The following is a 26,270-nucleotide window of genomic DNA, read 5'->3' as shown; positions in this document are numbered from 1 at the left end:
AGCTTGCTGGCGATAGCGATTTTGAGAACGCCATCGCCAGCAATCCGGCGCCTACAATTGAACGTCGCTGGCCCGGCTGTATGAATCCCCATTCCGCGCAAAAATAGTGGCTCCGCTTCCGGCGGCTGACGACTAGGGTGTATGCACCCTCAGCTCTCAGGATTCGCCATGCACCCGTACTTTTCCCTGCAAGGCCGCACCGCTCTGGTGACCGGCGGCACCCGTGGTATCGGCAAAATGATCGCCAAGGCTTATGTCGAGGCCGGCGCTACGGTGTACGTCTGCTCGCGGGATGCCCAAGCCTGCCTGCAAACCGCCGAGGAGTTGAGCGCCCTCGGTCACTGCCACGGCGTGGCGGCCAACCTGGCCACCGAAGAAGGTGTGCTTCAGCTCGCCACGCAACTGGGCGAACAGATCAGCCATCTGGACATTCTGGTGAACAACGCCGGCACCACCTGGGGCGCGCCGCTGGAGAGCTACCCGGTCAAAGGCTGGGAAAAGGTCATGCAGCTCAACGTGACCTCGGTATTCAACTGCATCCAGCAGTTCTTGCCGCTGTTGCGCAAGGCCGGGACGGAGGCGAGCCCGGCGCGGATCATCAACATCGGCTCGGTGGCGGGGATTTCTTCCTTCGGCGAACAGGCTTATGCCTACGGGCCGAGCAAGGCTGCCTTACATCAACTGTCGCGGATTCTGGCGCGGGAGCTGGTGAGCCAGCACATCAACGTCAACGTGATTGCGCCGGGACGTTTCCCGAGCAAGATGACACAACACATTGGCAATGATGAGGAGGCGCTGGCGGAGGATACAGCGCTGATTCCGATGAAGCGCTGGGGGCGGGAGGAAGAGATGGCGGCGCTGGCGATCAGTCTGGCGAGTACCGCTGGGGCGTATATGACCGGGAACATTATTCCGCTGGATGGTGGGTTCAGCCTCTAATCCGCGGCGCGGCCATCGCGAGCAAGCCCGCTCCCACATTGGATCTCCTGTGACCACACCCTTTGTGGCCGATATAAATCCAGTGTGGGAGCGGGCTTGCTCGCGAAGGCGTCCTGTCAGGCTCCACCGATGCATGAGTTGATCGGGTTATCATGCCCGCTTCATTCCCGCCTCGACCCCAAACCATGACCTACAGCGTTTCCCCCATCGGCTTCGTGCGCTCCTGCTTCAAGGAGAAGTTCGCCATCCCGCGCCAGCCGCAACTGGCCCCCGCCGCTCGCGGCGTACTGGAGCTGGTAGCGCCGTTCGATCAGGGCGATGCGGTGCAAGGGCTGGAGCAAGTGAGTCACGTCTGGCTTCTGTTCCTGTTTCACCAGGCCCTGGAAGAAAAACCACGCCTGAAAGTCCGCCCTCCTCGCCTCGGCGGCAACAAGTCCATGGGCGTGTTCGCCACCCGCGCGACGCATCGGCCCAATGGCATCGGCCAATCCGTGGTGAAGCTGGACAAGGTTGAAGCCAATCGCCTGTGGATATCCGGTATCGACCTGCTGGATGGCACGCCGATTCTCGACATCAAACCTTACGTGCCTTACGCCGACATCATCGACACGGCCTCCAATAGCATCGCCAGCGCTGCGCCGCCGTTGATTCCCGTGCAGTGGACGGATTCGGCGCTGGAGCAGGCGCACGGGCATGCTCAGCGCCTTGAAGAACCGCTGGTAGAACTGATCGAGCAATGTCTGGCACAGGATCCGCGCCCGGCGTACCAGACGCCTGCGCCTGAGCGGGAGTATGGGGCACAGTTCTGGGATGTGGATGTGCGGTGGCATTACCCGACGTCGGAGCTGATCCGCGTTCTCGAAGTCATTCCCGCGAAAGTCTGAACACCGGAACGAAAAAGCCCGCATGACCTTCTCAGGCCATGCGGGCTTTTCTTTGCGCTACATATCTATTGTAGGAACTGGCTTGCTAGCGATGAACTTGAACTCACCGCATTCAACCAGCAAGGAACGCGTCATCGTTAACGACCATCGCTAGCAAGCCAGCTCCTACAAGTGACCTACGGTCACTTTTCGACGAACGCACGCTCGATCAGGTAATCACCCGGCTCGCGCATCCGCGGCGAAACTTTCAGGCCGAAGCTGTTCAACACTTCGCTGGTCTCGTCGAGCATGCTCGGGCTGCCGCACAGCATGGCGCGGTCGTCCTGCGGGTTGATCGGTGGCAGGCCGATGTCGCTGAACAGCTTGCCGCTACGCATCAGGTCGGTCAGGCGACCTTCGTTCTCAAACGGCTCACGGGTCACGGTCGGGTAGTAGATCAACTTGTCACGCAGTGCCTCGCCGAAGAACTCGTTCTGCGGCAGGTGCTCGGTGATGAATTCGCGGTAAGCGACTTCGTTGACGTAACGTACGCCGTGGCACAGGATCACTTTTTCGAAACGCTCGTAGGTTTCCGGGTCCTGGATGACGCTCATGAACGGTGCCAGACCGGTACCGGTGCTGAGCAGGTACAAATGTTTGCCAGGCTTCAAGTCGTCCAGTACCAGCGTGCCCGTAGGCTTCTTGCTGATGATGATCTCGTCGCCTTCCTTCAGATGCTGCAACTGGGAAGTCAGCGGACCATCCGGCACCTTGATGCTGAAGAACTCGAGATGCTCTTCCCAGTTCGGGCTGGCAATCGAGTAAGCGCGCATGAGCGGCCGGCCGTTGGGCTGTTGCAGGCCGATCATCACGAACTGACCGTTCTCGAAGCGCAGGCCCGGATCGCGGGTGCACTTGAAGCTGAACAGAGTGTCGTTCCAGTGGTGAACACTGAGGACACGCTCGTGGTTCATGTTGCTCATGTACGTGGGACTCCTGGAGATTTTGCCTGCGCCGATGATGTGCGCAATTGCATCGCATTCTAATGGCAGCGACAATATCTGTTAAATGGATTATTAAGATAAGGGTTATCGGTTATATAGATATGCGATTTACTCTCCGTCAACTTCAAGTATTCGTCGCCGTCGCCCAGCAGGAAAGCGTATCCCGTGCTGCCCTGACGCTCAACCTTTCGCAATCGGCGGCGAGCACCTCGATCACCGAGCTAGAGCGTCAGTGCAGCTGCCAGCTGTTCGACCGCGCCGGCAAACGGCTGAGCCTCAACGCCCTCGGCAAACAGCTGTTGCCCCAAGCGGTGGCGCTGCTCGACCAGGCCAAGGAAATCGAAGACCTGCTCAACGGCAAGTCCGGTTTCGGCTCGCTGGCGGTCGGCGCGACCCTGACCATCGGCAATTACCTGGCAACGCTGCTGATCGGCAGCTTCATGCAGCGCCATCCGGAAAGCCAGGTGAAGCTGCACGTGCAGAACACGGCCAACATTGTGCAGCAAGTCGCTCACTATGAAATTGATCTGGGTCTGATCGAAGGTGACTGCAGCCATCCGGACATTGAAGTGCAGAGCTGGGTCGAGGATGAGCTGGTGGTGTTTTGCGCGCCGCAGCACCCGCTGGCTATTCGCGGCACCGCGACCATGGATGAGCTGAGCCACGAGGCGTGGATCCTGCGGGAACAAGGCTCGGGTACGCGGCTGACCTTTGATCAAGCCATGCGTCACCATCGCAGCGCATTGAACATCCGCCTGGAGCTGGAACACACCGAAGCCATCAAGCGCGCGGTGGAGTCAGGATTGGGAATTGGCTGTATTTCGCGGCTGGCCCTGCGCGATGCGTTCCGGCGCGGCAGCCTGGTGCCGGTAGAGACGCCGGACCTGGACCTGGCGCGACAGTTCTATTTCATCTGGCACAAACAGAAATACCAGACGTCAGCGATGCGCGAATTCCTCGACCTGTGCCGCGCCTTCACCGCCGGGGTTCAGCGCAGCGACGAGATCGTGCTGCCCACCATCGCTTAAAGCAGGATCACCGCCCACACCAGCGCGATCATGGTCAACGCCACGAGTTGTGCGGCGCTGCCCATGTCCTTGGCGTTCTTGGACAGCGGGTGCAACTCGAGGGAAATGCGGTCGATGGCCGCTTCCACTGCCGAGTTGAGCAATTCGACGATCAATGCCAACAGGCAGACGGCAATCAATAACGCTTGCTCGACGCGGCTGACGTTCAAAAAGAACGAAATCGGAATCAGGATGACATTGAGCAACACCAGTTGCCGAAAAGCCGCTTCGCCGGTGAAGGCTGCGCGTAGGCCGTCCAGCGAATAACCGGAAGCGTTGAGGATGCGTTTCAGGCCGGTCTGGCCTTTAAAAGGGGACATAGAAGTGGCAACTGACCAAAAAGGAGTGGGAAAGCTAGATCAACGAAAGTCAAAAAAGCGTGAAGACGCCAATCCTTAGTGGCTTGAAATTGACTCAAGTTGTTGCAGGAGCAAAGCCGCCTGGGTCCGGGTCCGCACATTCAGCTTACGGAAAATCGCCGTGACGTGCGCCTTGATTGTTGCTTCGGACACGCTCAGTTCGTAGGCAATCTGCTTGTTCAGCAGACCTTCACAGACCATGGTCAACACCCGGAACTGTTGAGGCGTCAGGCTGGCAAGGCCTTCGCTGGCGGCCTTGGCTTCATCGGAAACGCTGACAGCTTCGAACGCCTGGGGCGGCCAGAACACATCGCCATCCAGCACCGCACGTACGGCTTTCTGGATAACGCTCAGGTCACTCGATTTAGGAATGAAACCACTGGCCCCGAACTCACGGGACTTCACCATGATCGAGGCTTCTTCCTGGGCCGACACCATCACCACCGGAATCTGCGGGTACTGACCGCGTAACAGCACCAGCCCGGAAAAACCGTAGGCCCCCGGCATGTTCAGGTCCAGCAGCACCAGATCCCAGTCGGACTTTTCGTCCAGGCGGGTTTCCAGCTCGGCAATGCTCGCCACTTCCACCAGACGGACGTCCGGGCCAAGGCCCAGCGTCAACGCTTGATGCAGGGCGCTACGAAAAAGAGGGTGGTCATCGGCAATCAGGATTTCGTATGTGGCCATTTTTCAAATGATCCTGTTCTTCTAACAACTCAAGGCACAGCCAGGGAGCTGCACCGGCAGGGCACGTTCAACGCCAATCACGTGGCAATCCACGTAGCTTTTCACGTAAAGAAGCGGCGAATCAAACTGCGGCCGCGCCCTAATCGGCGCCAAGCATGCCCAGCGAAGCCGGGGTGGTCAAGGTGCTTGGCCGGTACAGTTCTTTGCAGTATGGGCGACAATCAGGCCGTGACGGTGGCGATGTTCTGCACGAAAGGCATCAGCTCGGCATGTGCCGGTGTTGCAACATTCATTTCCAGTTGGTGTTTGGCATCGAGGTAATGCTGGCTGAATACGTCGAAATAAGCGTCCAGTGCCGACGCGGCTTCCACATCTCCCGCCAGATCGAGGCACAGCGCCGCCACTTCGGCCGTGCACAAATGCTCGCTGCGGGTCGAGCGGCGCAGCCGATAGCGTGAAAGCTTATCGGGCAGCAGGCTCAGGATCGGCAGCGCATCAAAATAAGGACTTTTGCGAAATATCTTCCGGGCTTCGGTCCAGGTCGCGTCCAGCAGAATGAACAGCGGCCGCTTGGTGCCATCGACTTCGACCGTGTTCGTCACTCGCTCAGGCGCGACATACTCGCCGGGAAAGACCAGATACGGTTGCCATTGCGGGTCGGCGAGCAATGCCAGCAACTGCGGATCGGTTTCCGTACGCGACCAGATGAACGCATGGTTGTCGCGCACCACATCAGCGATCAACCACCCCGTGTTGCTCGGCTTGAACACTTCCTTGTTGGTCATGATCAGACACACGCCAGAGCGGGTCTCGACCTGCGGACGCCACGCGCACAGGCAGTGGCTTTCGATCACGCGGCAGGCACGGCAGCGGGTTGCCCTCCAGCCACGGGCCTGAATCGGCTTGATGCCTTCTTCTTCGCGCTGATCGCGCAGACGGGCTACGGCGTTGGGAGCGTGGTTCATCGTGGGCAACACCGGCAGACAGGAAAACTCGACACGAGCAGCACTCAGGGCAATAAAGGCCGGCAGTTTACCAGAGCGGCCGGCGCAAGCCTGTACCGTCCAGACGGGCTCCCCTATAATTCGCCACCACTGAACGCACAGTCATGTGACGGGTCGAACCACCAGTCACTGAACCAGGAGAGTTTCATGTTGCGCCTTATCGTTCCCACCGCTGCCATTCTGCTGGCGTCGTCCTTCAACGCTCAAGCTGCGTCCTTGAGTGAGCAGAATCTCAACAGAGAGCTGCGAAACGTCGCTGCCCAAAGCAGCGTCGGCACGCCACGGGCGATCAACGAAGACATCCTCGATCAGGGCTACACCGTCGAAGGCAATGTATTGATCAATCACCTGAGCGTGCAAAGCAGCCACGCCAACAAGATGCGGGCTGACCCGAAAGCCGTGTATTTCCAGCTTGGCGCCTCTGTGTGCAACAACCCCTCGTACCGCAAACTGATGGCCAAGGGCGCGGTCATGCGTTATGACTTCACGGAGGTGAAGACCAACCGCTCAGTCGGCTCCGCCAGCTATCAGGAATCGGATTGCCCGAAAGCCACACCGGCGAAGAAAAAGTAATTCAACGGGAATGGGAATTGGCGCGCCGCTGTTCATCGTCGGCGCGCAGTTCTGCCAGGAGCGCCTGCAAATAGCGCGAGCGCCGCTCGGCGCCCTCCAGACGCCGGCAGCACTCCTCTTCAAGACTCAAATGATTGGTCTCGGCCGATGACTTCAATAATCGATACAGTTGCGTATCGATCTCCAGAATGACTCTGGCCATAGCATCCCGCCTCCTTGCACCTCGCCCTTGTTTGAGCGACAAAATCCTTGAACCGCTTGTGCCGTGCGCCCTGCCATTGACGCAAAGTTGTTGTGTTACACCTGTCATTCAGTAAATCAGAGTGTCGGGCACTCGGCGCGCGTTCAGACGAGCGGTGAAATCACCTTGCAAATCGTCAATAAGCGGTTGCCAGGAAAGACTTTGCAGCGCAATGATCAAGTCAGCGAAAAACACCGTGAGGGTCTAGATTCATAGTGTTCCCGTTCACTTTTCAGGGCAGAAAAGGGGCTGCCTGGTTTGCGTTTTCTGATGCGAATGTTTCCTTCATCCAAAGGAACAACAGAGCCTGTATGGAAGGAGAAGTTGATGCCTTACCAACCGAATGACCTCCTGAGCCGTCATTTCGAAGAAAGCGGCCACGACCTCATCAGCAAGGTCGAAGAACAACTCAACCTGGTTTCACCCAACAGCCCGAACATTCCAATTTACCGCGACATGATCCTGACCGTGCTGCGCATGGCCCAGGAAGACCACAACCGCTGGAACGCCAAGATCACCCTGCAAGCCCTGCGCGAACTCGAACACGCCTTCCGTGTGCTCGAACAGTTCCGGGGACGGCGCAAAGTCACGGTATTCGGGTCGGCCCGCACACCGATAGAACACCCGCTGTACGGCTTGGCCCGAGAACTCGGCGCCGCGCTGGCGCGCTCGGACCTGATGGTGATCACCGGTGCCGGCGGCGGCATCATGGCCGCCGCCCACGAAGGCGCCGGCCTGGAACACAGCCTGGGATTCAACATCACCCTGCCCTTTGAGCAGCATGCCAATCCCACCGTGAATGGCACCGCCAATCTGCTGCCGTTCCACTTCTTCTTTACCCGCAAGCTGTTCTTCGTTAAAGAAGCCGATGCGCTGGTCTTGTGCCCTGGTGGTTTCGGTACGCTGGACGAGGCGCTGGAAGTGCTGACGCTTATCCAGACCGGTAAAAGCCCGCTGGTGCCAGTGGTGCTGCTGGACGCTCCGGGAGGCAAGTTCTGGCAAGGCGCCCTGGACTTCATCCGCAATCAACTGGAAGAAAATCGCTACATCCTGCCCACCGACATGAAGCTGGTGAGCCTGGTCTATAGCGCCGAAGAGGCGGTGGAGCAGATCAATCAGTTCTACAGCAACTTCCACTCCAGTCGCTGGCTCAAGCATCAGTTCGTGATCCGCATGAATCACCAGCTCAGTGACGATGCGCTGGCACACATGCAGCATGCGTTTGCCGACCTGTGCCTGAGCGATCACTTCCATCAGCATGTCTACAGCGGTGAGGAGCACGACGAGCCGCAGTTCAGCCATCTTGCACGTCTGGCCTTCACCTTTAACGCCCGTGACCATGGACGCCTGCGGGAACTGGTGGACTACATCAACTTGCCGGAAAACTGGGCGCAGCCCAAACCTCAGGCGCAGCAACGCACGCGGGAACCGTCAAAGGTTACGTGAGGCAAAAAAAAACGGCCCGCTATCGAAATAGCGAGCCGTTTCAGTCAATCGTCCATCCCTCGGCCGCTGAACAAGCGGCTGATCATTTCCATGGAATAGCCCCGATAACTCAGGAACCGCCCTTGTTTAGCGCGCTCCCGGGCGTCTATCGGTAAATGCCCGGAAAACTTGCGCCGCCAGGTGTCTTCCAGTTGTTCCTGCCAGTTGATACCGCTTTCGCGTAATGCGAGCTCGATGTCGTTGCGTTGCAGACCACGCTGGCTCAACTCTTCACGAATACGCAAGGGGCCATAGCCGGAACGGGCACGGTAGGAAACGAAGCTTTCGAGGTAACGGGATTCGGACAACAGACCCTCTTCCGTCAAGCGGTCGAGTGCTGTGTCGATCATTTCAGGGAGGGCGCCGCGCTGACGCAGTTTACGCGTCAGCTCGACTCGACCATGCTCGCGTCGTGCGAGCAGGTCCATTGCGGTTCGCCGCACTGCGACGAGTGTATCGAGTACGGCGGTCATCGGATCAATCAGATATCAGCGTCAGCCAGGTCATCTTCAGTCTCTTTGACTGGCGATGCTTTGACGTCCGGCGCTGGAGTCAGCAGCTTGTCGCGCAGTTGCTTCTCAAGTTTCGCGGCGATTTCCGGGTTGTCCGCCAGGAACTTGGCCGAGTTGGCCTTGCCCTGACCGATCTTGGTGCCTTCGTAGGCATACCAGGCACCGGACTTCTCGACGAAACCGTGCAGAACACCCAGGTCGATCATCTCACCATTGAGGTAGATGCCCTTGCCGTAGAGAATCTGGAACTCGGCCTGGCGGAACGGCGAAGCGACCTTGTTCTTCACGACCTTGACGCGGGTTTCGCTACCGACGACTTCATCACCTTCTTTCACAGCGCCGGTACGGCGGATGTCCAGACGAACCGAGGCATAAAACTTCAGCGCGTTACCACCTGTGGTGGTTTCCGGGCTGCCGAACATCACGCCGATTTTCATACGGATCTGGTTGATGAAGATCACCAGGCAGTTGGCGTTCTTGATGTTACCGGTGATTTTACGCAACGCCTGGGACATCAGACGGGCTTGCAGGCCCACGTGCATGTCACCCATTTCGCCTTCGATTTCAGCCTTCGGTACCAGGGCAGCCACGGAGTCGACGATGATCACGTCAACCGCGTTGGAACGCACCAGCATGTCGGTGATTTCCAGGGCCTGCTCGCCGGTGTCCGGCTGGGAAACCAGCAGGTCGTCGACGTTGACGCCGAGTTTGCCGGCGTACTCAGGGTCGAGGGCGTGTTCGGCGTCGACGAATGCGCAGGTCGCGCCGGCTTTTTGAGCCTGGGCGATCACCGACAGTGTCAGCGTGGTTTTACCGGAGGATTCAGGACCGTAGATCTCGACGATACGACCTTTTGGCAGACCGCCAATGCCGAGCGCGATGTCCAGACCCAGAGAGCCAGTAGAGATAGCCGGGATCGCCTGACGGTCCTGATCGCCCATACGCATTACGGCACCCTTGCCGAATTGACGTTCGATCTGACCCAGGGCCGCAGCCAAGGCTTTCTTCTTGTTGTCGTCCATTAAAGTCCTCACGTAATCAATAAGGCCTGACGGCCAACACCTGTATAAGTAGCCAGTATTATTCCACAGCGATTCAGGATCGCCTACCCCTGATTTGAGATTTCTCCAGAGGCATGACGCAGCAGCCCCTCTAGCGCGGCCTTCACCGTTTGTCGGCGAACCTCGTCGCGGTTACCGGGGAAGTGCTGCACCTCGCTGAAGACCCGCTCCCCCACGCCCCATGCCAGCCAGACCGTGCCCACCGGCTTGCTCGGCGAACCGCCGTCCGGCCCTGCGACACCGCTGACCGCCACGGCAAAATGCGCCCGGCTTTTTTCCTGCGCGCCCCGCACCATGGCCTCGACCACCTCGCGACTGACCGCCCCCGCCGTCTTAAACAACTCGGCCGGGACATTCAATTGCTCGGTTTTCTGACGGTTGGAGTACGTGACATAACCAGCCTCGAACCACGCCGAACTCCCCGGAATACGGGTGATCGCCTCGCAAATGCCGCCGCCGGTACAGGACTCGGCCGCCGTGACGTGAGCATTGAGAACCTGCAGGCGCCGGCCAAGTTCAGCGGCCAGTTGGGTGATTTCTTTCACGGTCATCTCCTGAGCGGGCGGAATGGGACTACCGTACACGAGCGGATCGCGCTTGCAAGTTACAGGATCGATCAAAATGTTAGCGGCCGAGCGCCCGGATGTAGGCCTGACAAGCCTGCAAGGCAATCAGCGCACGGTCGCCGGCGTCGGTGATGGCGATAATTCGTTGAGCATGCGTCGGGTCAAGTCGGGCTCGTAGGGTGCCATGATCCACGCCGCTGGCACCGGGGGCGGTTGGCACTGTGCAGCCGATGGAAGTGTCGCTGGCATTGAGGAGGACTGACAGCCGCACATCAGCAGTGGCAAGACGATCGCGCAAGCGACCTTGATCACGTTGGGCATCGCTAAGCGCTCGATAATGGGTTTGTTCGCTGACCGACAGTTGTTGCTCCAGCGTCAGCCGCTTGTCCTGCTCGGCCTGTTGTCGGGCGGCGGCCGCCAGAGTCAGTTGGTTGAGCGTCTCGGCGTGCGCCCTGGCCTGTTCCGCCAGTTGCCGCCCGTAACGCCCCTCCTGAAATCGCCAGGCCAACGCCGCCGAGCCACCGGCCAACACAGCCAGTAACACAACAACGCCAATCACCCGCCAAGACACCGGGATCAAACCGAAGGCTGGCATAACACCGCCCTCGCCCGCGCCCACAGCTGCAGACGGTTCTGCAGTCCATTGAGGCCACCGTTGATCCGGCGGGTGATGCTGTTGAACTGGTCACGATCAGCCAGCTCGTTGAGGCCGTTTTGCGCCCAGAACCAGGCGGCGGATTCGGCGGCCCATTGCGGCTGTTCCAGCAGTTCCGGCAACTGGAGCAGACGCTCGTCGCCGAACAATCCGAGGCTGCACTGTTGGTAATTGTGGCGGCCGGTAATCTGAATCAGACCACGACCGCGGTACTTTTGACCGTCGCCGTCGAGTGCCAAGGTATTACCCAAACGAGTGGCCAACAGGCCCGTGTCGTATTTGCTCAAATACTGGTTACTGCCGAGTTCGCGTACGTACCGCAACTGGCCCGATTCGTGCCCCACTTGCGCCAGAAAAGCAGCAATGCGTTTTGGGGTGCCGATTCTGTAGCGAGCCATGGCGGCGTTGAGAGCAGAAATGAAAACGCCCGCTTGGCTGCGGGCGTTGGGCATGATTTTTTGCAGTTGTGATTGTGTAATCGTCATCGCATCCCTTGAGCGAGGCAACCGTCGGGGCCCCGGGGTTTCAGATTGAATTCGGGCCGCAGGCTATGACCGGGCGTCCAGGCAAGTCGCCTCGATCGAGCAGCGATAGCTGTTCTGGCGACTGCCACTGGTCGTGACCTTGTCAATCGACCAGCAACCGCGCATAAAGTCCGGCCAGGTCGTATCCAGCAACACCAGGCCTTCGGCAGCCAACCCCGGATGACCGGGGCACTCGATCTTCACTTTCAGCGCTTCACGCATCATCCGACGCACTTCGCCTTCACCGGCGGCCCGCGCTTCGTCTGCGCTGTGATAGCGCTGGCGGATTGTCTTGAACGGTGCGATGCCGCTCTCCTCGACACGCACTTTGCCAGCCGCCGCATCCCACCAACTGGTCCTGCACCCTTGATATTTGGCTCGGCTGGTTTCATCCAGCGTGGCAGAAATGAAGGCATGATCGCCGGGTCGATTGTTGGTCGTCACCGACAACTGAATGTCTGGCAGCACCTTGCCCGACAATGATTTCGCCTGACCGCGCCGCGCCAGCACATACAGTTCGTTGATCGGTTTGGCGACGGCGTCATGAAGGTAGGCAAGTCGCGTCAGAAAACCCATGTCGGTTTCGTTCGATTGATCTACGTGTTCAATCTTGATAAGTGCCAGATCGGGGGCAACACGAGGGGAAAAACCATGCCTGGACGTTAGCTGGCGAAACAGTGCGCCCAGGGTCGTCGGACCGTGGCTGACGGAGCGACGCTGTTTGAACCCTGTTTGATCCGCCGCACTGAATGGCGCCGCCGTGGCCACCAGCGTCAGACGCAGGGGAAACAACGTCGGCGTGCGCCGCGTGATAACGAATTGGCCTTTGTCGATCAGACCCGACTCCAGGTATCCGACCCTGAGACCGACTTTTCCGCCGAGGCTCGGCAGCCCGTCGAGCCCCTCCAAATCGATCGTGAGCGTCAATTGATCGGACTCGATCCCGGCTGCGTCGATGTGTTGCCACGAAATCAATCGCTCGTTGAGCAGTACCGCGTTCGCGCCGTAAATTTCCACCGAGGGAGTGAAACCCAGTGACATGGTGCCTCCTTATTCCCAGGCCGAGACCGGTGTGGGTGCGATGGGTTTCGAGTCCAGTTCCGGCAAGGCAACCCACACCCCCGCCGGCAACACGGGCCCCTGTTCAGCCAGCAGCGGGTTGAGACGCCACAGTGCTTCCTCGGCGACATCGTCGCAACGCTCGATCTCGCGGTACAACAACAGACTCACCGAATCACCGGCAATACTTCGAACTCTACGCATTGGCGAACTCCATCAATTCGATCACCCAGCCGACCACCATCGCGGTGCCGTCATCAATGACGCCTTCTTGGTTTTCCGAGATCTTGTTGATCTGCCAAAGCCCCCAGTTGCGACCGATGCCATCCACCAGCGGCACAGGGATGCGCTGCGCCTGCAATGCACGCAGCTCATCGAGCCGATCCATGGCCGTCGCGTACATCGATTTCCCCGTGATCGTCAGCCCCTGCAGGCCTTGGCCGGTCTGGCTGGATTTGGGTTTGCTGGTAAGGATGTCGATGTTCTTCCAGCCGCCGTCCGAGGTACGCGCCAACGAGCTGTAGGCGAAGTTTCTGGACAGGCCAAAAATGAAATTGCCCAACGCCATTTGCTGACGCATTACGTACCTCCATCGGTCAGGGCCGCGTCACTTCGCACGGCGAGCGGATTGGTCATCATCAACGGCATGAACTCGCCGTTAAAATGCAGGCGCAGATTCGCCATGATCTTTTCAATCAGACGCTCGGTGTCCGTCGGATCGGCGCCGCTGATCTGGATCAGCGGCGAATAGTTGACCTGTCGGTTGTCTGCCGTAGCGCTGGTCAGGTCTTTGCTGACCTGGTCGGGTGACTGAAGTCGATCGGCTGCGGTGTAAAGGGTTTCGCCTGCCTCTTCTCCCAGGCTGCTGCCGAAGTAGCTGCCTACGAGGCCGCCGATGAGGCCACCCACAGCAGTACCCAGAACGGGAACAGGGATGAAACTGCCGATCATGGCGCCTGTTGCAGCACCGGCATAACCACCGGCCAGTGCGCCAGCGCCCGATCCGGCAGCACCGGCAGCCGCTTTATAATCGCCCGCCATCAACGCTTTGATCCCGTCGTAAGCCACCGTGGCGATCGCCAGAGGAACACCCAGCCTGCCAGTGAAAGACTTGGCTCTGGCCGCAGAGGTGACCAGTCGATTGCGCATCGTAGGACGAGAGGTTCTGGCGTTATCTGAACCCAGTTGTGGCTGGATGGCAGCGTCCGGTTTCAGAAGCTCCGTGGCGGTAGAAGACGCAACGGATACCAGTTTGCTCAAGATAGCCCCGCGTAACGGAGTCGTGAGCGCGGCGCCGAGCAACGTCAATGCAGCAGCGACTTTCGGTAACGTTTCAACTACCGCACCAAAGCCGCTGATCACTTTACCGGCACTCAGCATTGCAAGGTCGGTAAACGGAGACACCGCGTTGGCAATCGCCGTATCGAGACGGGTCAAACTCGCATCCAGCGCATTCCAGCGTGCTTGCGAGGTGTTGCCTCGGACTTCGGCGGTCTGCGCCATCGAGCCCTCGCCAGAGGCCACCGTGAACGCCGTGTTCAGATCCTGAGGCGCCATCACCAACTTGCGGATGCCTTCATCACCCTCAAACAGCGTCTTGATCAATGAGGTCTGTTGTTCGGCAGGCTTGTTCTTCAGCGCCGCCAGCACATCCTTGATCGCCCCCGACGCATCCGTGCGCATTCTGCTGACCAGTGCGCCCGGCTCGATATCAAGTTGCGCCCAGGCTGTTCGCTGCTCTGCCGTAGCGTTGCTGCCCTTGCCGAAAGCAGTGCCGAGCGTTTTCAACGAGGCGCCGGCCTCGTCCTTGCCCACAGATGCATTCAGCAGGGCCGCCGCAATTGCCGCCACCTGCTCTGGCGTCATGCCCGCCGCAAAACCCTCCTTGCCGCCGCGCTGGACGACCGAGCCGATGTCTGTCGCGGAGGCATTCAAATTGATACTGGCGCCAAGGCGGGTGGCGGCGTTGCCCAAGTCGAGACTTTTTTCGCGATCAAGGCCCAACGTGGTGCGCCAGCCGGTCATGATCGCGCCGGCCTCTTTGATGTCAATCTTGTACGCCGACGCCATGACGCCACTGTCGCGGGCGAAATCGGCCAGCGTTTGCTTCAGGTCCTCCGGTTTGACGACCTTGACCAGCCCCGCGTTGACCGCCGCCAATTCAGCCTGCGCCAGCTGCACTGGCGTAGCGCCGCTGGGGGCGATTTGTTTGTCGCTGGCCAGCTTCTGATTGTCTACGGACAGCGCTTGAAGGTCATCCGGGTCCAGCTTCACTTTCAGATTGAGATCGACCATGGCCGTCTGCAACGCCATCGCCGACTTCAAGTCGTCGGGAGGCGAGCGCTGCTCAATCTCAGCCTTGAGCGCTGACTTTGTCTCACCGCCCGACACGGGCAGCGGTGCGCTTGCCTTGAGCAGCGACTGCTGCGACGTGTTCAACAATGCCAGTGTTTCACGGAGCTTTACCTGCTCCGCTACCAACAAACGGATGTCGAGACTGGCCGTGGCCAAGTCCAGACTCAGTTGGGTGAAATGATCCTTGAGACCACCCAGCCCGACCACTTCATTCGTGCTGCCGGATTGCGGCAGCACGACGCTGTTCATCGCTGCTCCGGACAGCTGATATTGACTGTCTGCCATCCCGCTCTACTCCTGTTTCACGCCAAGGCGAGTGATCGCAATGTCGTAGCGGCGCAAGGCCTTGCCGACGTCCCATTCCAGAATGTCCGCTTCACTTATCGGGTAAATGAGCGGCACCACATCGAGGATTACTTCGATGTCGCGCTCCGAAAGAAGGCCGCCGGTTTGTTTAAAAAATCGTCGATGCGTACCTGAAGCTGTGTCCAGTCAGGCACGGTCAAACTGGCCAGATCGGGCAGCATCAGGCCGGTGCAATGGGCCGTGATGAATTCGGCGCGCTCCTTGGCGGTCTTGAGTTTTTTCATCGCCTTGGTCGCACGCAGCACCGGCATTTCCAGGGTCAGCGTGGTCAGGGTTCGACCCGCCACGGCGAGCGGTTGCAGCAAGCTCACTTCGTCGGGATCGGCCGACGGTTGTTCACCCTCGTCCGCTTGTTCAAGGAAATGCGACGTCGGCAAGGTCGACATGTCATGCACGTACTGCGCGATGCTCACGTAGTCCGGGCGTTTGAGTTGATCGAGTTCCTTGACCGACAGTCCGGTGGCCAGCAGCGCCAGTTCGAAGAACTGATCGTCCTCATCATCGCCGGCACGGGCCAGGGCTTCTTTCTGTGCGGCGTAGTACAGCGGTTTGAGCTGAATCTGCTCGATCGACGACTGATCGTCGGCGGTGATCGGCGACAACAAGGCGTGAACAGGAGGTGTCCAGGACATGAAATGAATTCCTTGGTGAATCATGAGAAGGCGTTACGCATTGCACCTTGTGGGAGCGGGCTTGCTCGCGAAGGCGGAGTGTCAGTCGACCTTTACTTTGACTATCAATCCGCGTTCGCGAGCAAGCCCGCTCCCACATGAGTTCGGTGCTCGCCGAGCGAATTAAGGGATCAACACCGCGCGACGGGCGTCGCCGAGAATGTCGATGCCGTTGAGCACGAACTTCTGCGTGCGCACGTCGATGTCGATCACCGGGATGCCGTTTTCCAGGCGGTTGTAGGTGCGGCAGGACAGCTCAAGCGTGGTGGTCGGTTTGTCATTCATTTTGAGCGCCGTCTCAGCCAGGGACTTCAGCTTGCCGCCGACGGTGTGGTAGGTGAACCAGGTGTTGCCATCCTGATCCTGACCGGCCTCACGGACGTTCAGCAAAATGTCGTCGCCCAGTTTCACGCCCAGGGCGAGCATGACTTCTGCGCCCACGCCTTGCAGCTTGAGCGTGGCGGTGAGGGCTTTGCCGCTCTTGGCCATTTCCTCGCCGATGAAGCGCCCGCCGACCATGTTCTCCATCTCGAACTCGATCTTCGGCGGGGTGAACTCTTCCACCGTCGCCGACAACGGCAGGCCTTGCAGGGTGGCCGCGATGGCCTGTCTTACGCGGTTGGTAAACATTAGAGAACGTCCTCCAGGAACTGCTCGATGATTTCATCGCGGGCATTGAGTTGATAAACCATGTGTTCGTTCGGCGCGTAGCGGCCGTAGTCGATGACCACGTACCAGGTGCCGTTCTTGTACTTCTCGACGCTGTTCAATTCCGGGTGCAGGTACACGCTGCCGCCGGGAATGGTTTCGTCGGCGACCAGGGTTTGCAGCCAGTCGTTGATGCGCTTGACCTCCTGGTCCATGAACGACTTGGTCAGGTTCTTGGCCATGGCTTTCTGGCCGGCCTTGACCAGCTTGCGGCTGATCGCATCTTCGAGGCCGACGTAGCTGATGAACTTGCCGGTGATGGAGCGGTTACCCAGCAGCGAGAAGCCGCCGAGGATGGTGCGGGCGTAGTAGCTGATGCCGTAGCGGTTGAGCAGATCGCCCTCGGTGGAGGTGTCGAGGATGTTGTATTCCACGACCCGCGAAACGTCCTCGGCAAAGGTCACCTGATTGCCCGGGCTCTCCCATTGCTTGACCTTGGCCAAGGCCGCGATGGCCAGGCTCGACGGTGACAGGAACACGTTTTTCTTCGCCGCCTTGGAGTACACCGACGGCATGTTGTGCACCAGCAGGCAGCGGTCGAAACCCAGTTCCGCGCCACCCAGTTCCTGGCTGTACGTCACCTGATCGGCGACCGCGGCATCCTTGCCGTCGAGCACCACACGAGCCTTGATGCGCTTGCCGAAAGACGCGAACTCACCGGCCACGGCTTTGGTGCTGGTGAAGCCCGGCGCGCCGATGATGGTCAGGTCTTCAGGCACGCTGCCCAATGCCGCGAGGCCGAGCTTGCGGCCGGTCAGCGGATCGATGCCGCCGATCACATTGTTCAGGGTGTCGGCCGGGGTCGCGCCCTCTTCGACGATGACCACGTAGACCGGCACCTTGACCACTTTCAGGATCTGGAAGACCGCGTGGTACAGCGTACCCGCCTCGGTGCCGGTCGGATCGAGCAGCGCCTGGGTGGTGAAGCTGTTGATGCGAAACGGCGCGTTGCGTGGAATCAACGGATCAGCCTTCGGCGCGGTGCCGATCAGACCGATGACGTTGTCACCCTGGCCACCCATGGCCTCGGGGGATTCGGTGGCATTGACGGTAATGCCGTTGTGCTCGAAGTTCAAAACCTCAGCCATGGTTATTCAGCCTTCTTGGCGGCGGCTTTTTTTGCCGCGGTGGATGTAGAGGCAGTCTCGGCAGCCTCGGTTTTTTTCAGCTCCAGACGACCAGCGCTGCGCAACGCACTGGCCTCCACATCGAGCAGATGCATTTCCTGGCCGATGCTCGACCAGTGACCTCCGCCGGTGGGGAATGGGAGGAGCACGGTGTACGTTTGGCGTTCTGCCATTTCTGTTTCTCCTTGAACGAAAAAGCCCCTTTGAGAAGGGGCTGTCGGGTGTTGTGTGTGTTGTATTGCGGGAAAGAAAACGCCCCGACGGTGCGGGGCGTTTATTGGGGAGTGATGAAGGTTTCCAAAGGTGGATCATCAAAGCCCTGAGACACAAGCCAGGCAGCCGCCAAGGCATCATTAGGACTGGTCGGCCACTCGCTGTCCTGCGGAGCCTGACCAACGACATCGACACGATTCAGCTCGACGCCGTAGATTTTCCAGAACTTGAGATCCGCAACCTCGCGCTCATTGGCAATCTCCAGATCCAACGCGTTCTGCAAAGTGGAAATCATGTTTGCGCTGAATTGCGTCAACAACGTTTTCTTCTTGGCGGCCTTATTCTTCAGTGCGCGTGCCGTCGCGACTTCATCGACGGACCAGTGATCGTCCTGCCATTTATCGAAACGGGTCACCGGGGCTTCAAGCGTAAAACCTTCAGGCAAGTCGCCCAGCAGCTCCCAGACTTGAGACTCTCCGGTCTCGGTGCTGTAGACCGGCAAACCGCGGTGGTCCGCGACCTGCTTCCAGCCTTCGCCCGATAGCTTGACTGCCGCATAACCAGCCTCCAGCGCAGGCGGCTCGCACTCATAAGCATGCGCAGGGATCAACCAGGTAAAAGGTTCCAATGGGCTGGGGTCCGCGATCCCAATGCCGATGAACTCTCCAGTAATGGGGTGCACATTGCAGATGGTCGGTGGCGTGACCTCATCAGCGAGCCACCAGGACACCTCGCCTTTCGAGGTAATGCGTTCGTCTGACATTCTCAAAAACTCCAATAGGGATCTGATCAATATTTGATACAGGCAAGAAACGCCGTGTTGAGTGGCCGGGCTTCAGTGCCACCGGAACTGGCAATGGTGATCGCGTGAGTGTGATCTCCGTTTGAGCTGGTGGTGGTTCCTGCAGACCCGTACCAAGGCTCGTCACCCCACACCGCATTGCCTTCGGTACCTGGCCCCCGATCCAGGTTGATCCAGATACCGTGTGTATGGGCGCCGGCGACCGCCGCACTGGCGGTATGCACGTGAGCGGCGTTCTGACTCGCCTGGACGCTACCGAAAACACGACCCGGGTCGACGTTTCGCCCGTCATCGAATGCTCGATCGAAATGAGCCCGGGAATCCGGCAAATTGAACGTGGTCGCACCATCCCCCACGCCGTAATAAGTGCCGATTCTGGCGAACAGTGCGGCGTAGGTCGTGCGTGATACCGCAGCCCCATTGCGCTTCAAAAAGCCGGCAGGCGGCGTGACCATTGCGAAGTGCGTGACCTCGCCAACCCGGTCCCCCGCGACACTCAATGCAAATGCCTCGACCTGTGCTTTGGTGTAAACATCGGTCAATCCGTAACCCGCCACGGTGGTAGGGTTGTCACCCGCAATGGCGCGACCGTATTTATCAACCGTCAGACTCTTGTAAGCCCCCGCCTGAATCCCCGTTCTACCCGCCAGCATTTCAAAGCTCAGCGCAGTAGTGCCCAGCGTGATCGGACCATTCGTGACCAGGTGCCAAAGCGAATCACCGTTCGCCGTGCCCTCCTCGACCATCACGGTCAGCCCCGGCGTCACTTTGGCGCTGGTGTTCGAATCGACCGAGCGCACCCAGTCACCATTGGCGGCAACGTAAATGCCGTTATCTTTCGCCGTCGCCTGGCCCGCCACCAGCACCCGCTGACCAGACACCACCGCGACGCCATCAATCTGCTGCGCACCGTTTAATACGATGTTCCCAGTGGCAACCACGCGAACCGACGGCTTGCCATCAAGCTTGGCCAACTCATCGGCGAGATACCCCATCACCCATGCCCGGGTCGCTTTGACCACAGTGTCGTCAATCAACAACGTCACCAGAGAGGCATTGCTCGTCTCGAAAATCGAGCGAATGTAAAACTCTTTCCCCGAACCCGACGTTGCCAGCACAGGCTTGAACGACTCCGGGTATTTGACGATGGCGTACAAAATCCCGGTGTCAGTCCAGAGCCCCGCTTCACGCACATACCAACCGCCCTCTTCCGGCGGGATGGTCACTTCGGCCAATAACCAGCTCGGATTTTTCTCATCCTGGAACAGCGCATTCAGTGGCCCGCGCCACACTTCCCGTTTGAGCGCGGTGGCGGTCGCCGCCGGGTTGTAAACCGCGCCGCCGCCGTCACCGACCGAAATCTGCGACAACTTGATCGGCACGCCCGCCGCCTTGCAGGCGGTTTCGTAGGCAATCCCTGCATTCGTGAGCAGGGTGTAATAGTCAGCCATTCAGGCCCCCTGAGGATAAATAGTGGATGTTTCGACGGCGTAGAGCCCGGCAGCCATAAAGGCCTGACCCGAGGCTTCGAGCCCTTCGATGACAATCGGATACACCGTGGTGAGTTCGCCGCATACCGTCGCCGCGCCGATGACATGACTGCCAAATGCGCTCAAACCCACGGACACCGACAGAATGTCGCGTTCGCTTTTGGCGTCCGCCAGGCGCCGGTCGAGACGTGCGTCGATTTCTTCGCTGTAGGGCTGCTCGGTAAACGCCCTGACGGAAAAGCTGTAAGGCTGACCCGGTGGTGTCTGCTCGTACCAAGCCCGGATTTCGGGCATCAACCGCAATCCTTTCGCGGCGTTTTCCAGCGCCTGTCGCGTCCCGGCCTGCCGCGCCGTGGGCCAGGCGAATTCAACCGTCAGGCGCTTTTCCGCCTCGACCGCCTCGGAGCTCCATTCGCTGACACCGCGATCCGCGGCGAGATACGGCAGAAACGCCAACGGCGTCGCCTTCGGGTTCATCAGCTCGGGAAATGGCGGCGTGATGCGATCAAGCAATGCGCCGAAACCGAGATCCAGCGCTTTTTCCAGCGGCGAGCTGTTGGACGGCAACAGGCTCGAACGAGGTGTCTGGTCACTCATAGCGTGAGCACCTCGACCTCGACACCCATGCAGTACGGCGCTTCGAAGGCGGTCGTCACAATCGGCGCGACCGGTTCGAGAATCTCGAGTTGAACCGCGCCGGCGCTGTGCAGCGTGTAGTCGATCCAGCTCGGGTCGACCCGCCCTTCCAGGCGATGACAACTCTGGGCATACGCTTGCAGTTGCTGTTGCGCGGCCACTTTGGTCAGCCCCGAATCCGGGCCGGCGTTGATCCTCGCGACGACGCGGATTTTGTAGTTCTTGATGTGAGCGCCCTGCACCGTGACCCGATCCGTTTCCGGTCGGACGTCAGGCCGGGCGAAGTGCTGGCGCACACCGTCGAGCAGCTCTTCGGACGCGGTGCCATCGCCTTCCCTTGCAAGCACCGTGACCATCACCTCACCGGGCGCCGTGCGACGCCCGTTGCCGTCCTTGACCTGTGCGGCATGGCCGTCCGGATCGAAGGTGTACGTGACCGTCACCTCCCCCGGCGCCGCCGTTTCCACCTTCACCACAGGACGCTCGCCCAGGGTGAACACCTCGCGGCGATACTGCATGCGCGAACCGGCGGCCGGTGCATGCGGCGCCAGGTAGTAACGCAACCGGGCGTCATCGTCGCTCTCGTACACGGGGGCAATCGGCGGGAATGCCGCCGGATCGCCCGGGTCGAGCAGTTGACGCTCAAGCCCCATGTCGGCGAGGCGAGCATCCAGATTGCTGCCGGTCGCCCACCAGGCCAGCATCTGCATGATGCGGGCGTTGTATTTTCGTTCGTGGATTTGCAGGCGCACACAAAACGCCTCAAGGGCCAGGGTCAGCAACTCGCTTTCGTTTTCAAGACTGGCCTTGAGCTTCACCGCCGTCTCGGGAGACCGGGCGCCGACGTACTCGACGACAAATGTCTTGAACTCGGCGAGCAAATCCTCGAACGCTTCGACGGTGACGATCGACGGTTCGGCCAACTGGTTCTGGCCAGGGATCAACATGCTCATGTCACCACCTCGAAGGTCTGGCTGCGGTTTTTCCAGGTGCCGGCGAATCGCAACACCAGCCCGGCGCCTCGCCGGCCGGCGACAATGGCCTGCGGCTGGAAATCACTGATGCCGTTCTGCTCGTTGTAAAACGCCTGCGCCGCATGGCTCTGGGCAAGGATCAGCAGGTCGTCGCCGAGGTTGCGACCCAGCAGGTCCGGGATCATCGAGCCATACAAAGGACGCTTCTGACGTGTGCCCAACGGCGTGGTCAGCGCCCGGGTCGCGCGCTGCACAAACTGCGGCCAGTCGTCGACCGCCGCCCCGGTGTTTCTATCGATTCCGATCATGGGAAACTCTTTATGCGGTACTGATGACGCGTCCCTGGTGGTCCACCACCGGGCCGCTCAGGTGCACACCGGAAGCGTCGAGTCGCAAGCCGACCGCGCCCAGTTGCAATTCGATGGCCTCAGGCGTGATCGCAAGGCTCGCCGGGCCGAGATTCAACTCGAGCGCTTCGCGAGAGCCAGTGAACGCAGCCGGGCCGTTCTTCCAGTGCAAGGCGTGACGGGCGTCGTCGTAACCGCTTTCAGTGCCGTCCAGATAGAGGCGACGCGTCAGCGAGGCCTGTGTCGAAGCGGGGGGAAACTGATTGCCGTTAAGCCCGAACAACGCCACGGATTGAGCGCTGCCCTCGCCGCCGCCATGGTTGAGCAACAGGCATTGCTCGCCGACCGAGGGGATCCGCGACTCGCGTTGCGCCCCGGCGCTGGGGTTGAAAAAGCGGATCGCCGGGGACAGCAATTCACCGTGTCTGACCCGGCACGTGTTAGTGGCCGCATCGACTTCCTGGCACACGCCGATACGACACAGGCTGTCGGTTCGCCGGTGCAAGTCTTCAAGTTCAGCCTCCATCTCGGCCAGGCGCTCAATGATCGGGCCGAGTTGCTGACGTAAAAGCGCATCGAACATGGCTCAGCCCTCGAGTGCGGTGTATTGGTCCGGGTCGTCGATGTTCGAGACCTCCCAGGTTTTGGCGAATTTCGGGATGCCCAGCGGGTCCTCCAGCAGCAATGCGCCGAGGTAAATCGTCTGGGTAAAGGAGAGGGTCCAGGCGAGGTACTCCTGCGAACCGCTGATGAGCGTCGACGGCAAGGCATCGATGTTCATGGGCAGGTCGCATTGGTTCCCCGGCAGGCCCCAGCGGTTATCCGTGGCCAATCCCTTGAGTACGCTCGCCAGATCGCCAGCGGCCAATCCCGGGTTACTCAGCGTTGGCGACACAATGACTTGCAGCGAGACCGTCAAAACATGGGCGATCCGCCCGTCATGGGCGCGCTCGCCGGGTGCATTGCGTTCGATGGCGATCAGGACCCACGCCTGATCGAACGTGCCGTCGAAGTCCTGACGACCTCCGACCTTCAAACCCAGGCCAGCCGAACGCAGCGCTTCGGCAATGGCAAACAACAGCCGCGACGGCTTATCGATGTCGGGGGACATAAGGGGCTTCCAGTTGAAATATTGAAGCGTTCCGCTGCGCGAGGGATGCAGCGTGCCGGCGTTGCCAGAACGGCAAAGGTGTTGGTGTTATTGATCCGGACGAGAATCACGCGGCGGCACTTCGCACACGCCGATCCGCTTGGCCGCCCAGCGTTCGTAAAGGCCGATGGCGACATCGGCGCCGGCCATCGCCGTGAGGCAACCGAACGCGCCGGCCGCCCAGATCGACATGCCGGCGGCGTACAGCAGCATGATGGCCGAGACCCCACAGATCATGCAGGCCCCGGAACGCAAGGCCAGACGCCGCAGCAATGACCAGCCACGGGCGCCCTCCTTATCGGCGCGCCACATTTCGCCAGACACCCCGCCCATCAAGGCGAGCACGATGACCAGCCAGATCGGCATGTCCAGCAACGCTTGTTGCTCGTTTGTCATGTCACGCCTCCTGGGGGGTGAATGGCCCAAAAATGAAAAAGTCCTGCGCAATAAAAAGACGCCCTGCCACCTGGCAGGGAGTCCTTGGCTCTACCCTTAAAACTCCCAACCGATATGACCGTAAGTTGGATACGGTGCAGTACCGTTATGCTCGGGACTTGTGGTGTCCGGATAATAGATTTTTCGGGCGCGAATGGTTGGCGTATAGCCGAAACGCGCCCAGACAGGCACATCCTGGACGACCGCCAGGCTGCCATTGGGTTGAAGGCGCAAAGAAGCTCCCGGACGGCCACCGGTTCCCGAGTTCCACAGCGGAACGTCATTCGCTGCATAAACAACGAAGTTGCCGTCCGCCTGGAACACTGCCTTCACCGCGCCTTTGTTCTGCGTGTAACTGGCCCAGCGAACACTCCAGTTCGGGCCGTAGTTCACAACGTTGCCATCGCCCTGGAAGATGATGGCGCCGTCACCGGCAAAGTAAGGCTGTCCTCTGACCAACTCCGATGGCCCAGGGAATATCACTGCGGCACTGCCCGTCACGACAGGAATCGACGGAGTGCCATTCCAGAGCGTCTGCGAGTCGATGATCACGATGTTGCCATCGTCCTGCACCTGAAGATAAGTGCGATTGGCGGCTGCCTCTACACTGTCCATTGCCGTTGTATTGACCGTGGTCCAGCAACGGTTACGGGTGTGGTCTACAAGAACACCGCTGTAATACACGTAGAAACAGTTGGGCACCGCTGCTACAGGATTCAGTGTGTTCGTGTAAGCGTTACCGTCAGCTACCCAGGCCAGTGCGCCATTATCGTAGAGCGCCAGGTTCATGTCCGGTTGCAGCAGCAGTTTGAACCGCTTGCTCGGCGATTCGAGATACTGCCCCGGGCTCATCGAGTTGCGCGGCGGCAACACCGGGCTGCCATTGTTTGTGAACTGGATACGGGGTGGTCCTAGTGGTCCTGCCATTTTTGTCACCTATTGAGTCGAATGGTTTTGTGCGCAGGATTGCGCGTTCATGTCGCTCAACGGCGATCGCTCATGGCTCGCGGCCTTCACGTGATTCAATGTTCCGCAGCGGGAACATTTGATCTGGAGCTCGGTGTACTCACCCACTCGGGCGAGAAGTCTTTTGCACTGCCCACATCTGCAATCTTTCAACATCGCGATGCCTCCTGGCTTCTGTCGAATCCTTGTTGTCGTCGAGGTCGACAGACCTCGGTCGAGGTAGGCATTCCAAAAAGCCCGGCGCTAACCGGGCTTTTCAGTAATGCGATCCTTCGCGTTGACCTTTCGGCGCTACTGGCGCGGTACGGGTCCATTCAGATTGTTTTTCCGACCGCGGTCCCTGCCCGCCGGATAACTGCTTCTGGTGCTTTACGCTGCACACCCGGGTCAGTTGCCAACCCTCTGAACCGTTGAGGCCGGTTCATCGCTGCCTTTGTGGTGGAACTAAAGAGCTTCGTTTCGAGCTGCTTTGTTGAGCGGCTTGAGACAAAGAATATGCATGGATGCATATACAGTCAATGCATAAATGCATTTATTTATGCACTGAGAATGCACTAGCGCATGAAAGCCCCACAGACAAAGGCGTTGGCGGTTTTCAGCAGGCGAAAAAAAACCCGCGCAGTGGCGGGTTTTATCTGACAGCGGTGAGGTTAACGGGCGTACATGCCCCACCAGAAGACGTGACCGAGGATGACGATTTGTTCTTCCTGGATTTCCTGGAAGGTGTAGTCCTCGTCCGGATGCTCATCGCGATTGAAGCTGCGCAGGCGAATCCCCGTCGGCAAACGATAAAGCTGTTTAACCCGCAGTTGACCATTGTGGTTGATCGCATACAGGTCGCCGTCGACGATATCGCCGATCCCGCATTTGCCGGCATTGACGCCCACCGTGGCGCCGTCGCGCAGTACCGGCAACATGCTGTTGCCACGCACTGTCACGCATTTGGCCTGGTCGAACTGCACACCGTTGTGGCGCAAGCTGCGTTTGCCGAAGCGCAGGCTAGAGCGCTCGCTTTCTTCGATGACGAATCTTCCTGATCCAGCAGCCAATTCAACCTCGCGAAGAAAGGGGACCGACACCTCGTCGTCATCGACGGGCGTATCGTCATCCCACAGGCTTATGTCCTTGAGTTCGGAATGCAATTCATCGCGACCGGAATTGACGGCGGGCGCGACATCCGCACGGCCTCGCAACTGGTCAGTGCTCACGGCAAAGTACTCGGCGATCTTCGAGATGTGTTTGTCCGAAGGATCGACGATCTTCCCGCTGAGGATTCGCGAGAGAGTGGATTGAGGCACGCCGGTGCGACGGTGAAGCTCCGTGGGGGAGATCCCGTGCTGATCGAGCAGCGCTCTTAATACGGTAGAAACATTGCGTTTTTGCATAACGCGCATAGTGCTTGATCTTTTTTCCGATGACAAATGCTGTTTT

General features: G+C 59.5%; 33 protein-coding genes and 1 pseudogene. 5 read left to right on the top strand and 29 right to left on the bottom strand.

Features of this window, described 5'->3' with window-relative positions; translation table 11 throughout:
• Positions 1–168: 168 nt before the first annotated feature.
• Both PMI01S_RS22495 and tsaA read left to right on the top strand, forming a co-directional pair.
• The gene (locus PMI01S_RS22495; protein ID WP_084322325.1) at positions 169–939 is read left to right on the top strand and encodes an SDR family oxidoreductase; all 771 of its coding nucleotides are present in this window, start codon (positions 169–171) and stop codon (positions 937–939) included.
• A gap of 185 nt (positions 940–1,124) precedes the next feature.
• A complete protein-coding gene (tsaA, locus tag PMI01S_RS22490; protein WP_084322324.1) occupies positions 1,125–1,823 on the top strand; it encodes a tRNA (N6-threonylcarbamoyladenosine(37)-N6)-methyltransferase TrmO in 699 nt (232 codons plus the stop codon).
• A 182-nt stretch (positions 1,824–2,005) separates the two neighbouring features.
• On the opposite strand, the gene fpr is transcribed toward tsaA, so the two are convergent.
• Positions 2,006–2,785: a ferredoxin-NADP reductase gene (gene fpr, locus PMI01S_RS22485; protein ID WP_003443014.1), complete on the bottom strand. Its 780-nt coding sequence runs from the start codon at positions 2,783–2,785 to the stop codon at positions 2,006–2,008.
• A 122-nt stretch (positions 2,786–2,907) separates the two neighbouring features.
• Between fpr and PMI01S_RS22480 the strand changes: the two genes are divergently transcribed.
• Positions 2,908–3,834, top strand: coding sequence for a LysR family transcriptional regulator (locus tag PMI01S_RS22480; RefSeq protein WP_084322323.1), 927 nt, complete (start codon positions 2,908–2,910; stop codon positions 3,832–3,834).
• Here the strand turns inward: PMI01S_RS22480 and PMI01S_RS22475 are convergent.
• The 3 genes from PMI01S_RS22475 to PMI01S_RS22465 all read right to left on the bottom strand — a co-directional run bounded on the left by PMI01S_RS22475 (position 3,831) and on the right by PMI01S_RS22465 (position 5,884).
• Positions 3,831–4,193: a diacylglycerol kinase gene (locus tag PMI01S_RS22475; RefSeq protein WP_008030027.1), complete on the bottom strand. Its 363-nt coding sequence runs from the start codon at positions 4,191–4,193 to the stop codon at positions 3,831–3,833. The genes PMI01S_RS22480 and PMI01S_RS22475 overlap by 4 nt on opposite strands.
• Before the next feature lie 75 nt (positions 4,194–4,268).
• Positions 4,269–4,919: a response regulator transcription factor ErdR gene (gene erdR, locus PMI01S_RS22470; RefSeq protein WP_017336764.1), complete on the bottom strand. Its 651-nt coding sequence runs from the start codon at positions 4,917–4,919 to the stop codon at positions 4,269–4,271.
• 221 nt (positions 4,920–5,140) lie between these two features.
• Positions 5,141–5,884: a tRNA-uridine aminocarboxypropyltransferase gene (locus PMI01S_RS22465; protein WP_084322322.1), complete on the bottom strand. Its 744-nt coding sequence runs from the start codon at positions 5,882–5,884 to the stop codon at positions 5,141–5,143.
• Between the two features lie 186 nt (positions 5,885–6,070).
• On the opposite strand from PMI01S_RS22465, the gene PMI01S_RS22460 reads away from it, so the two are divergent.
• Entirely contained in the window at positions 6,071–6,496 is a 426-nt protein-coding gene (locus tag PMI01S_RS22460; protein ID WP_084322321.1) for a PA3611 family quorum-sensing-regulated virulence factor, read from the top strand.
• A 1-nt stretch (position 6,497) separates the two neighbouring features.
• On the opposite strand, the gene PMI01S_RS22455 is transcribed toward PMI01S_RS22460, so the two are convergent.
• Positions 6,498–6,698: a hypothetical protein gene (locus PMI01S_RS22455; protein WP_084322320.1), complete on the bottom strand. Its 201-nt coding sequence runs from the start codon at positions 6,696–6,698 to the stop codon at positions 6,498–6,500.
• A gap of 366 nt (positions 6,699–7,064) precedes the next feature.
• Here PMI01S_RS22455 and PMI01S_RS22450 point away from each other — a divergent pair, with 366 nt between their 5' ends.
• Positions 7,065–8,183 carry an LOG family protein gene (locus PMI01S_RS22450; protein ID WP_084322319.1) on the top strand — a complete coding sequence of 373 codons (1,119 nt, stop codon included), beginning with the start codon at positions 7,065–7,067 and terminating at the stop codon, positions 8,181–8,183.
• A 44-nt stretch (positions 8,184–8,227) separates the two neighbouring features.
• Here PMI01S_RS22450 and recX read toward each other — a convergent pair whose 3' ends face one another.
• The 24 genes and pseudogenes from recX to PMI01S_RS22330 all read right to left on the bottom strand — a co-directional run bounded on the left by recX (position 8,228) and on the right by PMI01S_RS22330 (position 26,224).
• Complete coding sequence (recX, locus tag PMI01S_RS22445; protein ID WP_084322318.1) at positions 8,228–8,695, bottom strand: recombination regulator RecX; 468 nt, start codon at positions 8,693–8,695, stop codon at positions 8,228–8,230.
• Positions 8,696–8,703: 8 nt separating this feature from the next.
• Complete coding sequence (gene recA, locus PMI01S_RS22440) at positions 8,704–9,756, bottom strand: recombinase RecA (RefSeq protein ID WP_017336758.1); 1,053 nt, start codon at positions 9,754–9,756, stop codon at positions 8,704–8,706.
• 83 nt (positions 9,757–9,839) lie between these two features.
• Positions 9,840–10,340: a CinA family protein gene (locus PMI01S_RS22435; RefSeq protein ID WP_084322327.1), complete on the bottom strand. Its 501-nt coding sequence runs from the start codon at positions 10,338–10,340 to the stop codon at positions 9,840–9,842.
• 79 nt (positions 10,341–10,419) lie between these two features.
• Positions 10,420–10,956, bottom strand: coding sequence for a lysis system spanin subunit (locus PMI01S_RS22430; RefSeq protein WP_084322317.1), 537 nt, complete (start codon positions 10,954–10,956; stop codon positions 10,420–10,422).
• The gene (locus PMI01S_RS22425) at positions 10,938–11,501 is read right to left on the bottom strand and encodes a glycoside hydrolase family 19 protein (RefSeq protein WP_084322316.1); all 564 of its coding nucleotides are present in this window, start codon (positions 11,499–11,501) and stop codon (positions 10,938–10,940) included. Before PMI01S_RS22425 ends, PMI01S_RS22430 begins: the two co-directional genes overlap by 19 nt.
• A gap of 63 nt (positions 11,502–11,564) precedes the next feature.
• The gene (locus PMI01S_RS22420; protein WP_084322315.1) at positions 11,565–12,581 is read right to left on the bottom strand and encodes a contractile injection system protein, VgrG/Pvc8 family; all 1,017 of its coding nucleotides are present in this window, start codon (positions 12,579–12,581) and stop codon (positions 11,565–11,567) included.
• Between the two features lie 9 nt (positions 12,582–12,590).
• Positions 12,591–12,803, bottom strand: a complete 213-nt coding sequence (locus tag PMI01S_RS22415; RefSeq protein ID WP_084322314.1) for a tail protein X — start codon at positions 12,801–12,803, stop codon at positions 12,591–12,593.
• Positions 12,796–13,179 carry a phage tail protein gene (locus tag PMI01S_RS22410; RefSeq protein WP_084322313.1) on the bottom strand — a complete coding sequence of 128 codons (384 nt, stop codon included), beginning with the start codon at positions 13,177–13,179 and terminating at the stop codon, positions 12,796–12,798. Before PMI01S_RS22410 ends, PMI01S_RS22415 begins: the two co-directional genes overlap by 8 nt.
• Entirely contained in the window at positions 13,179–15,239 is a 2,061-nt protein-coding gene (locus PMI01S_RS22405; protein ID WP_084322312.1) for a phage tail tape measure protein, read from the bottom strand. The genes PMI01S_RS22410 and PMI01S_RS22405 overlap by 1 nt, the downstream gene beginning before the upstream one ends.
• Positions 15,240–15,367: 128 nt before the next feature.
• Positions 15,368–15,952, bottom strand: coding sequence for a phage tail assembly protein (locus PMI01S_RS22400; RefSeq protein WP_084322311.1), 585 nt, complete (start codon positions 15,950–15,952; stop codon positions 15,368–15,370).
• A 162-nt stretch (positions 15,953–16,114) separates the two neighbouring features.
• Complete coding sequence (locus PMI01S_RS22395) at positions 16,115–16,621, bottom strand: phage major tail tube protein (RefSeq protein WP_084322310.1); 507 nt, start codon at positions 16,619–16,621, stop codon at positions 16,115–16,117.
• Positions 16,621–17,787: a phage tail sheath protein gene (locus PMI01S_RS22390; RefSeq protein WP_084322309.1), complete on the bottom strand. Its 1,167-nt coding sequence runs from the start codon at positions 17,785–17,787 to the stop codon at positions 16,621–16,623. Before PMI01S_RS22390 ends, PMI01S_RS22395 begins: the two co-directional genes overlap by 1 nt.
• A 2-nt stretch (positions 17,788–17,789) precedes the next feature.
• Entirely contained in the window at positions 17,790–17,999 is a 210-nt protein-coding gene (locus tag PMI01S_RS22385; RefSeq protein ID WP_084322308.1) for a hypothetical protein, read from the bottom strand.
• 101 nt (positions 18,000–18,100) lie between these two features.
• Positions 18,101–18,802 (bottom strand): tail fiber assembly protein, encoded by a 702-nt coding sequence (locus PMI01S_RS22380; protein WP_084322307.1) that lies wholly within the window; start codon positions 18,800–18,802, stop codon positions 18,101–18,103.
• A 278-nt stretch (positions 18,803–19,080) separates the two neighbouring features.
• Positions 19,081–20,292 (bottom strand): annotated as a pseudogene (locus tag PMI01S_RS22375) (phage tail-collar fiber domain-containing protein); the annotation flags it as partial.
• Positions 20,293–20,928 carry a phage tail protein I gene (locus PMI01S_RS22370; RefSeq protein ID WP_084322305.1) on the bottom strand — a complete coding sequence of 212 codons (636 nt, stop codon included), beginning with the start codon at positions 20,926–20,928 and terminating at the stop codon, positions 20,293–20,295. It abuts the pseudogene before it with no gap.
• A complete protein-coding gene (locus tag PMI01S_RS22365; RefSeq protein WP_084322304.1) occupies positions 20,925–21,920 on the bottom strand; it encodes a baseplate J/gp47 family protein in 996 nt (331 codons plus the stop codon). Before PMI01S_RS22365 ends, PMI01S_RS22370 begins: the two co-directional genes overlap by 4 nt.
• A complete protein-coding gene (locus PMI01S_RS22360) occupies positions 21,917–22,249 on the bottom strand; it encodes a phage baseplate protein (protein ID WP_084322303.1) in 333 nt (110 codons plus the stop codon). Before PMI01S_RS22360 ends, PMI01S_RS22365 begins: the two co-directional genes overlap by 4 nt.
• A gap of 10 nt (positions 22,250–22,259) precedes the next feature.
• Positions 22,260–22,871 (bottom strand): phage baseplate assembly protein V, encoded by a 612-nt coding sequence (locus PMI01S_RS22355; RefSeq protein WP_084322302.1) that lies wholly within the window; start codon positions 22,869–22,871, stop codon positions 22,260–22,262.
• Positions 22,872–22,874: 3 nt separating this feature from the next.
• The gene (locus PMI01S_RS22350) at positions 22,875–23,399 is read right to left on the bottom strand and encodes a hypothetical protein (RefSeq protein ID WP_084322301.1); all 525 of its coding nucleotides are present in this window, start codon (positions 23,397–23,399) and stop codon (positions 22,875–22,877) included.
• Positions 23,400–23,486: 87 nt separating this feature from the next.
• Positions 23,487–23,834 (bottom strand): phage holin family protein, encoded by a 348-nt coding sequence (locus PMI01S_RS22345; RefSeq protein ID WP_084322300.1) that lies wholly within the window; start codon positions 23,832–23,834, stop codon positions 23,487–23,489.
• Between the two features lie 96 nt (positions 23,835–23,930).
• Positions 23,931–24,800 (bottom strand): putidacin L1 family lectin-like bacteriocin, encoded by an 870-nt coding sequence (locus PMI01S_RS22340; protein WP_084322299.1) that lies wholly within the window; start codon positions 24,798–24,800, stop codon positions 23,931–23,933.
• 9 nt (positions 24,801–24,809) lie between these two features.
• Positions 24,810–24,995 carry a Com family DNA-binding transcriptional regulator gene (locus PMI01S_RS22335; RefSeq protein WP_084322298.1) on the bottom strand — a complete coding sequence of 62 codons (186 nt, stop codon included), beginning with the start codon at positions 24,993–24,995 and terminating at the stop codon, positions 24,810–24,812.
• 494 nt (positions 24,996–25,489) lie between these two features.
• Entirely contained in the window at positions 25,490–26,224 is a 735-nt protein-coding gene (locus PMI01S_RS22330; protein ID WP_084322326.1) for a LexA family transcriptional regulator, read from the bottom strand.
• Positions 26,225–26,270: the final 46 nt, after the last annotated feature.

It is taken from the genome of Pseudomonas migulae NBRC 103157 (genome assembly GCF_002091715.1).
In the GTDB taxonomy this organism is placed as follows: domain Bacteria; phylum Pseudomonadota; class Gammaproteobacteria; order Pseudomonadales; family Pseudomonadaceae; genus Aquipseudomonas; species Aquipseudomonas migulae_A.
Note: the sequence above shows the minus strand (reverse complement) of the source record. Positions and strands in the feature narration are given on the sequence as shown.

Excerpts from the sequence above, each read along its gene's own strand:
- tsaA (WP_084322324.1), top strand. The coding sequence starts at position 1,125 with ATGACCTACAGCGTTTCCCCCATCGGCTTCGTGCGCTCCTGCTTCAAG.
- erdR (WP_017336764.1), bottom strand. The coding sequence starts at position 4,919 with ATGGCCACATACGAAATCCTGATTGCCGATGACCACCCTCTTTTTCGT.
- PMI01S_RS22425 (WP_084322316.1), bottom strand. The coding sequence starts at position 11,501 with ATGACGATTACACAATCACAACTGCAAAAAATCATGCCCAACGCCCGC.
- recX (WP_084322318.1), bottom strand. The coding sequence starts at position 8,695 with ATGACCGCCGTACTCGATACACTCGTCGCAGTGCGGCGAACCGCAATG.
- PMI01S_RS22330 (WP_084322326.1), bottom strand. The coding sequence starts at position 26,224 with ATGCAAAAACGCAATGTTTCTACCGTATTAAGAGCGCTGCTCGATCAG.
- PMI01S_RS22385 (WP_084322308.1), bottom strand. The coding sequence starts at position 17,999 with ATGGCAGAACGCCAAACGTACACCGTGCTCCTCCCATTCCCCACCGGC.
- PMI01S_RS22405 (WP_084322312.1), bottom strand. The coding sequence starts at position 15,239 with ATGGCAGACAGTCAATATCAGCTGTCCGGAGCAGCGATGAACAGCGTC.
- PMI01S_RS22495 (WP_084322325.1), top strand. The coding sequence starts at position 169 with ATGCACCCGTACTTTTCCCTGCAAGGCCGCACCGCTCTGGTGACCGGC.
- PMI01S_RS22400 (WP_084322311.1), bottom strand. The coding sequence starts at position 15,952 with ATGTCCTGGACACCTCCTGTTCACGCCTTGTTGTCGCCGATCACCGCC.
- fpr (WP_003443014.1), bottom strand. The coding sequence starts at position 2,785 with ATGAGCAACATGAACCACGAGCGTGTCCTCAGTGTTCACCACTGGAAC.
- recA (WP_017336758.1), bottom strand. The coding sequence starts at position 9,756 with ATGGACGACAACAAGAAGAAAGCCTTGGCTGCGGCCCTGGGTCAGATC.
- PMI01S_RS22410 (WP_084322313.1), bottom strand. The coding sequence starts at position 13,179 with ATGCGTCAGCAAATGGCGTTGGGCAATTTCATTTTTGGCCTGTCCAGA.
- PMI01S_RS22480 (WP_084322323.1), top strand. The coding sequence starts at position 2,908 with ATGCGATTTACTCTCCGTCAACTTCAAGTATTCGTCGCCGTCGCCCAG.
- PMI01S_RS22415 (WP_084322314.1), bottom strand. The coding sequence starts at position 12,803 with ATGCGTAGAGTTCGAAGTATTGCCGGTGATTCGGTGAGTCTGTTGTTG.
- PMI01S_RS22340 (WP_084322299.1), bottom strand. The coding sequence starts at position 24,800 with ATGGCAGGACCACTAGGACCACCCCGTATCCAGTTCACAAACAATGGC.
- PMI01S_RS22365 (WP_084322304.1), bottom strand. The coding sequence starts at position 21,920 with ATGAGCATGTTGATCCCTGGCCAGAACCAGTTGGCCGAACCGTCGATC.
- PMI01S_RS22370 (WP_084322305.1), bottom strand. The coding sequence starts at position 20,928 with ATGAGTGACCAGACACCTCGTTCGAGCCTGTTGCCGTCCAACAGCTCG.
- PMI01S_RS22450 (WP_084322319.1), top strand. The coding sequence starts at position 7,065 with ATGCCTTACCAACCGAATGACCTCCTGAGCCGTCATTTCGAAGAAAGC.
- PMI01S_RS22360 (WP_084322303.1), bottom strand. The coding sequence starts at position 22,249 with ATGATCGGAATCGATAGAAACACCGGGGCGGCGGTCGACGACTGGCCG.
- PMI01S_RS22465 (WP_084322322.1), bottom strand. The coding sequence starts at position 5,884 with ATGAACCACGCTCCCAACGCCGTAGCCCGTCTGCGCGATCAGCGCGAA.
- PMI01S_RS22455 (WP_084322320.1), bottom strand. The coding sequence starts at position 6,698 with ATGGCCAGAGTCATTCTGGAGATCGATACGCAACTGTATCGATTATTG.
- PMI01S_RS22390 (WP_084322309.1), bottom strand. The coding sequence starts at position 17,787 with ATGGCTGAGGTTTTGAACTTCGAGCACAACGGCATTACCGTCAATGCC.
- PMI01S_RS22475 (WP_008030027.1), bottom strand. The coding sequence starts at position 4,193 with ATGTCCCCTTTTAAAGGCCAGACCGGCCTGAAACGCATCCTCAACGCT.
- PMI01S_RS22350 (WP_084322301.1), bottom strand. The coding sequence starts at position 23,399 with ATGTCCCCCGACATCGATAAGCCGTCGCGGCTGTTGTTTGCCATTGCC.
- PMI01S_RS22460 (WP_084322321.1), top strand. The coding sequence starts at position 6,071 with ATGTTGCGCCTTATCGTTCCCACCGCTGCCATTCTGCTGGCGTCGTCC.
- PMI01S_RS22335 (WP_084322298.1), bottom strand. The coding sequence starts at position 24,995 with ATGTTGAAAGATTGCAGATGTGGGCAGTGCAAAAGACTTCTCGCCCGA.
- PMI01S_RS22395 (WP_084322310.1), bottom strand. The coding sequence starts at position 16,621 with ATGTTTACCAACCGCGTAAGACAGGCCATCGCGGCCACCCTGCAAGGC.
- PMI01S_RS22345 (WP_084322300.1), bottom strand. The coding sequence starts at position 23,834 with ATGACAAACGAGCAACAAGCGTTGCTGGACATGCCGATCTGGCTGGTC.
- PMI01S_RS22430 (WP_084322317.1), bottom strand. The coding sequence starts at position 10,956 with ATGCCAGCCTTCGGTTTGATCCCGGTGTCTTGGCGGGTGATTGGCGTT.
- PMI01S_RS22355 (WP_084322302.1), bottom strand. The coding sequence starts at position 22,871 with ATGTTCGATGCGCTTTTACGTCAGCAACTCGGCCCGATCATTGAGCGC.
- PMI01S_RS22420 (WP_084322315.1), bottom strand. The coding sequence starts at position 12,581 with ATGTCACTGGGTTTCACTCCCTCGGTGGAAATTTACGGCGCGAACGCG.
- PMI01S_RS22380 (WP_084322307.1), bottom strand. The coding sequence starts at position 18,802 with ATGTCAGACGAACGCATTACCTCGAAAGGCGAGGTGTCCTGGTGGCTC.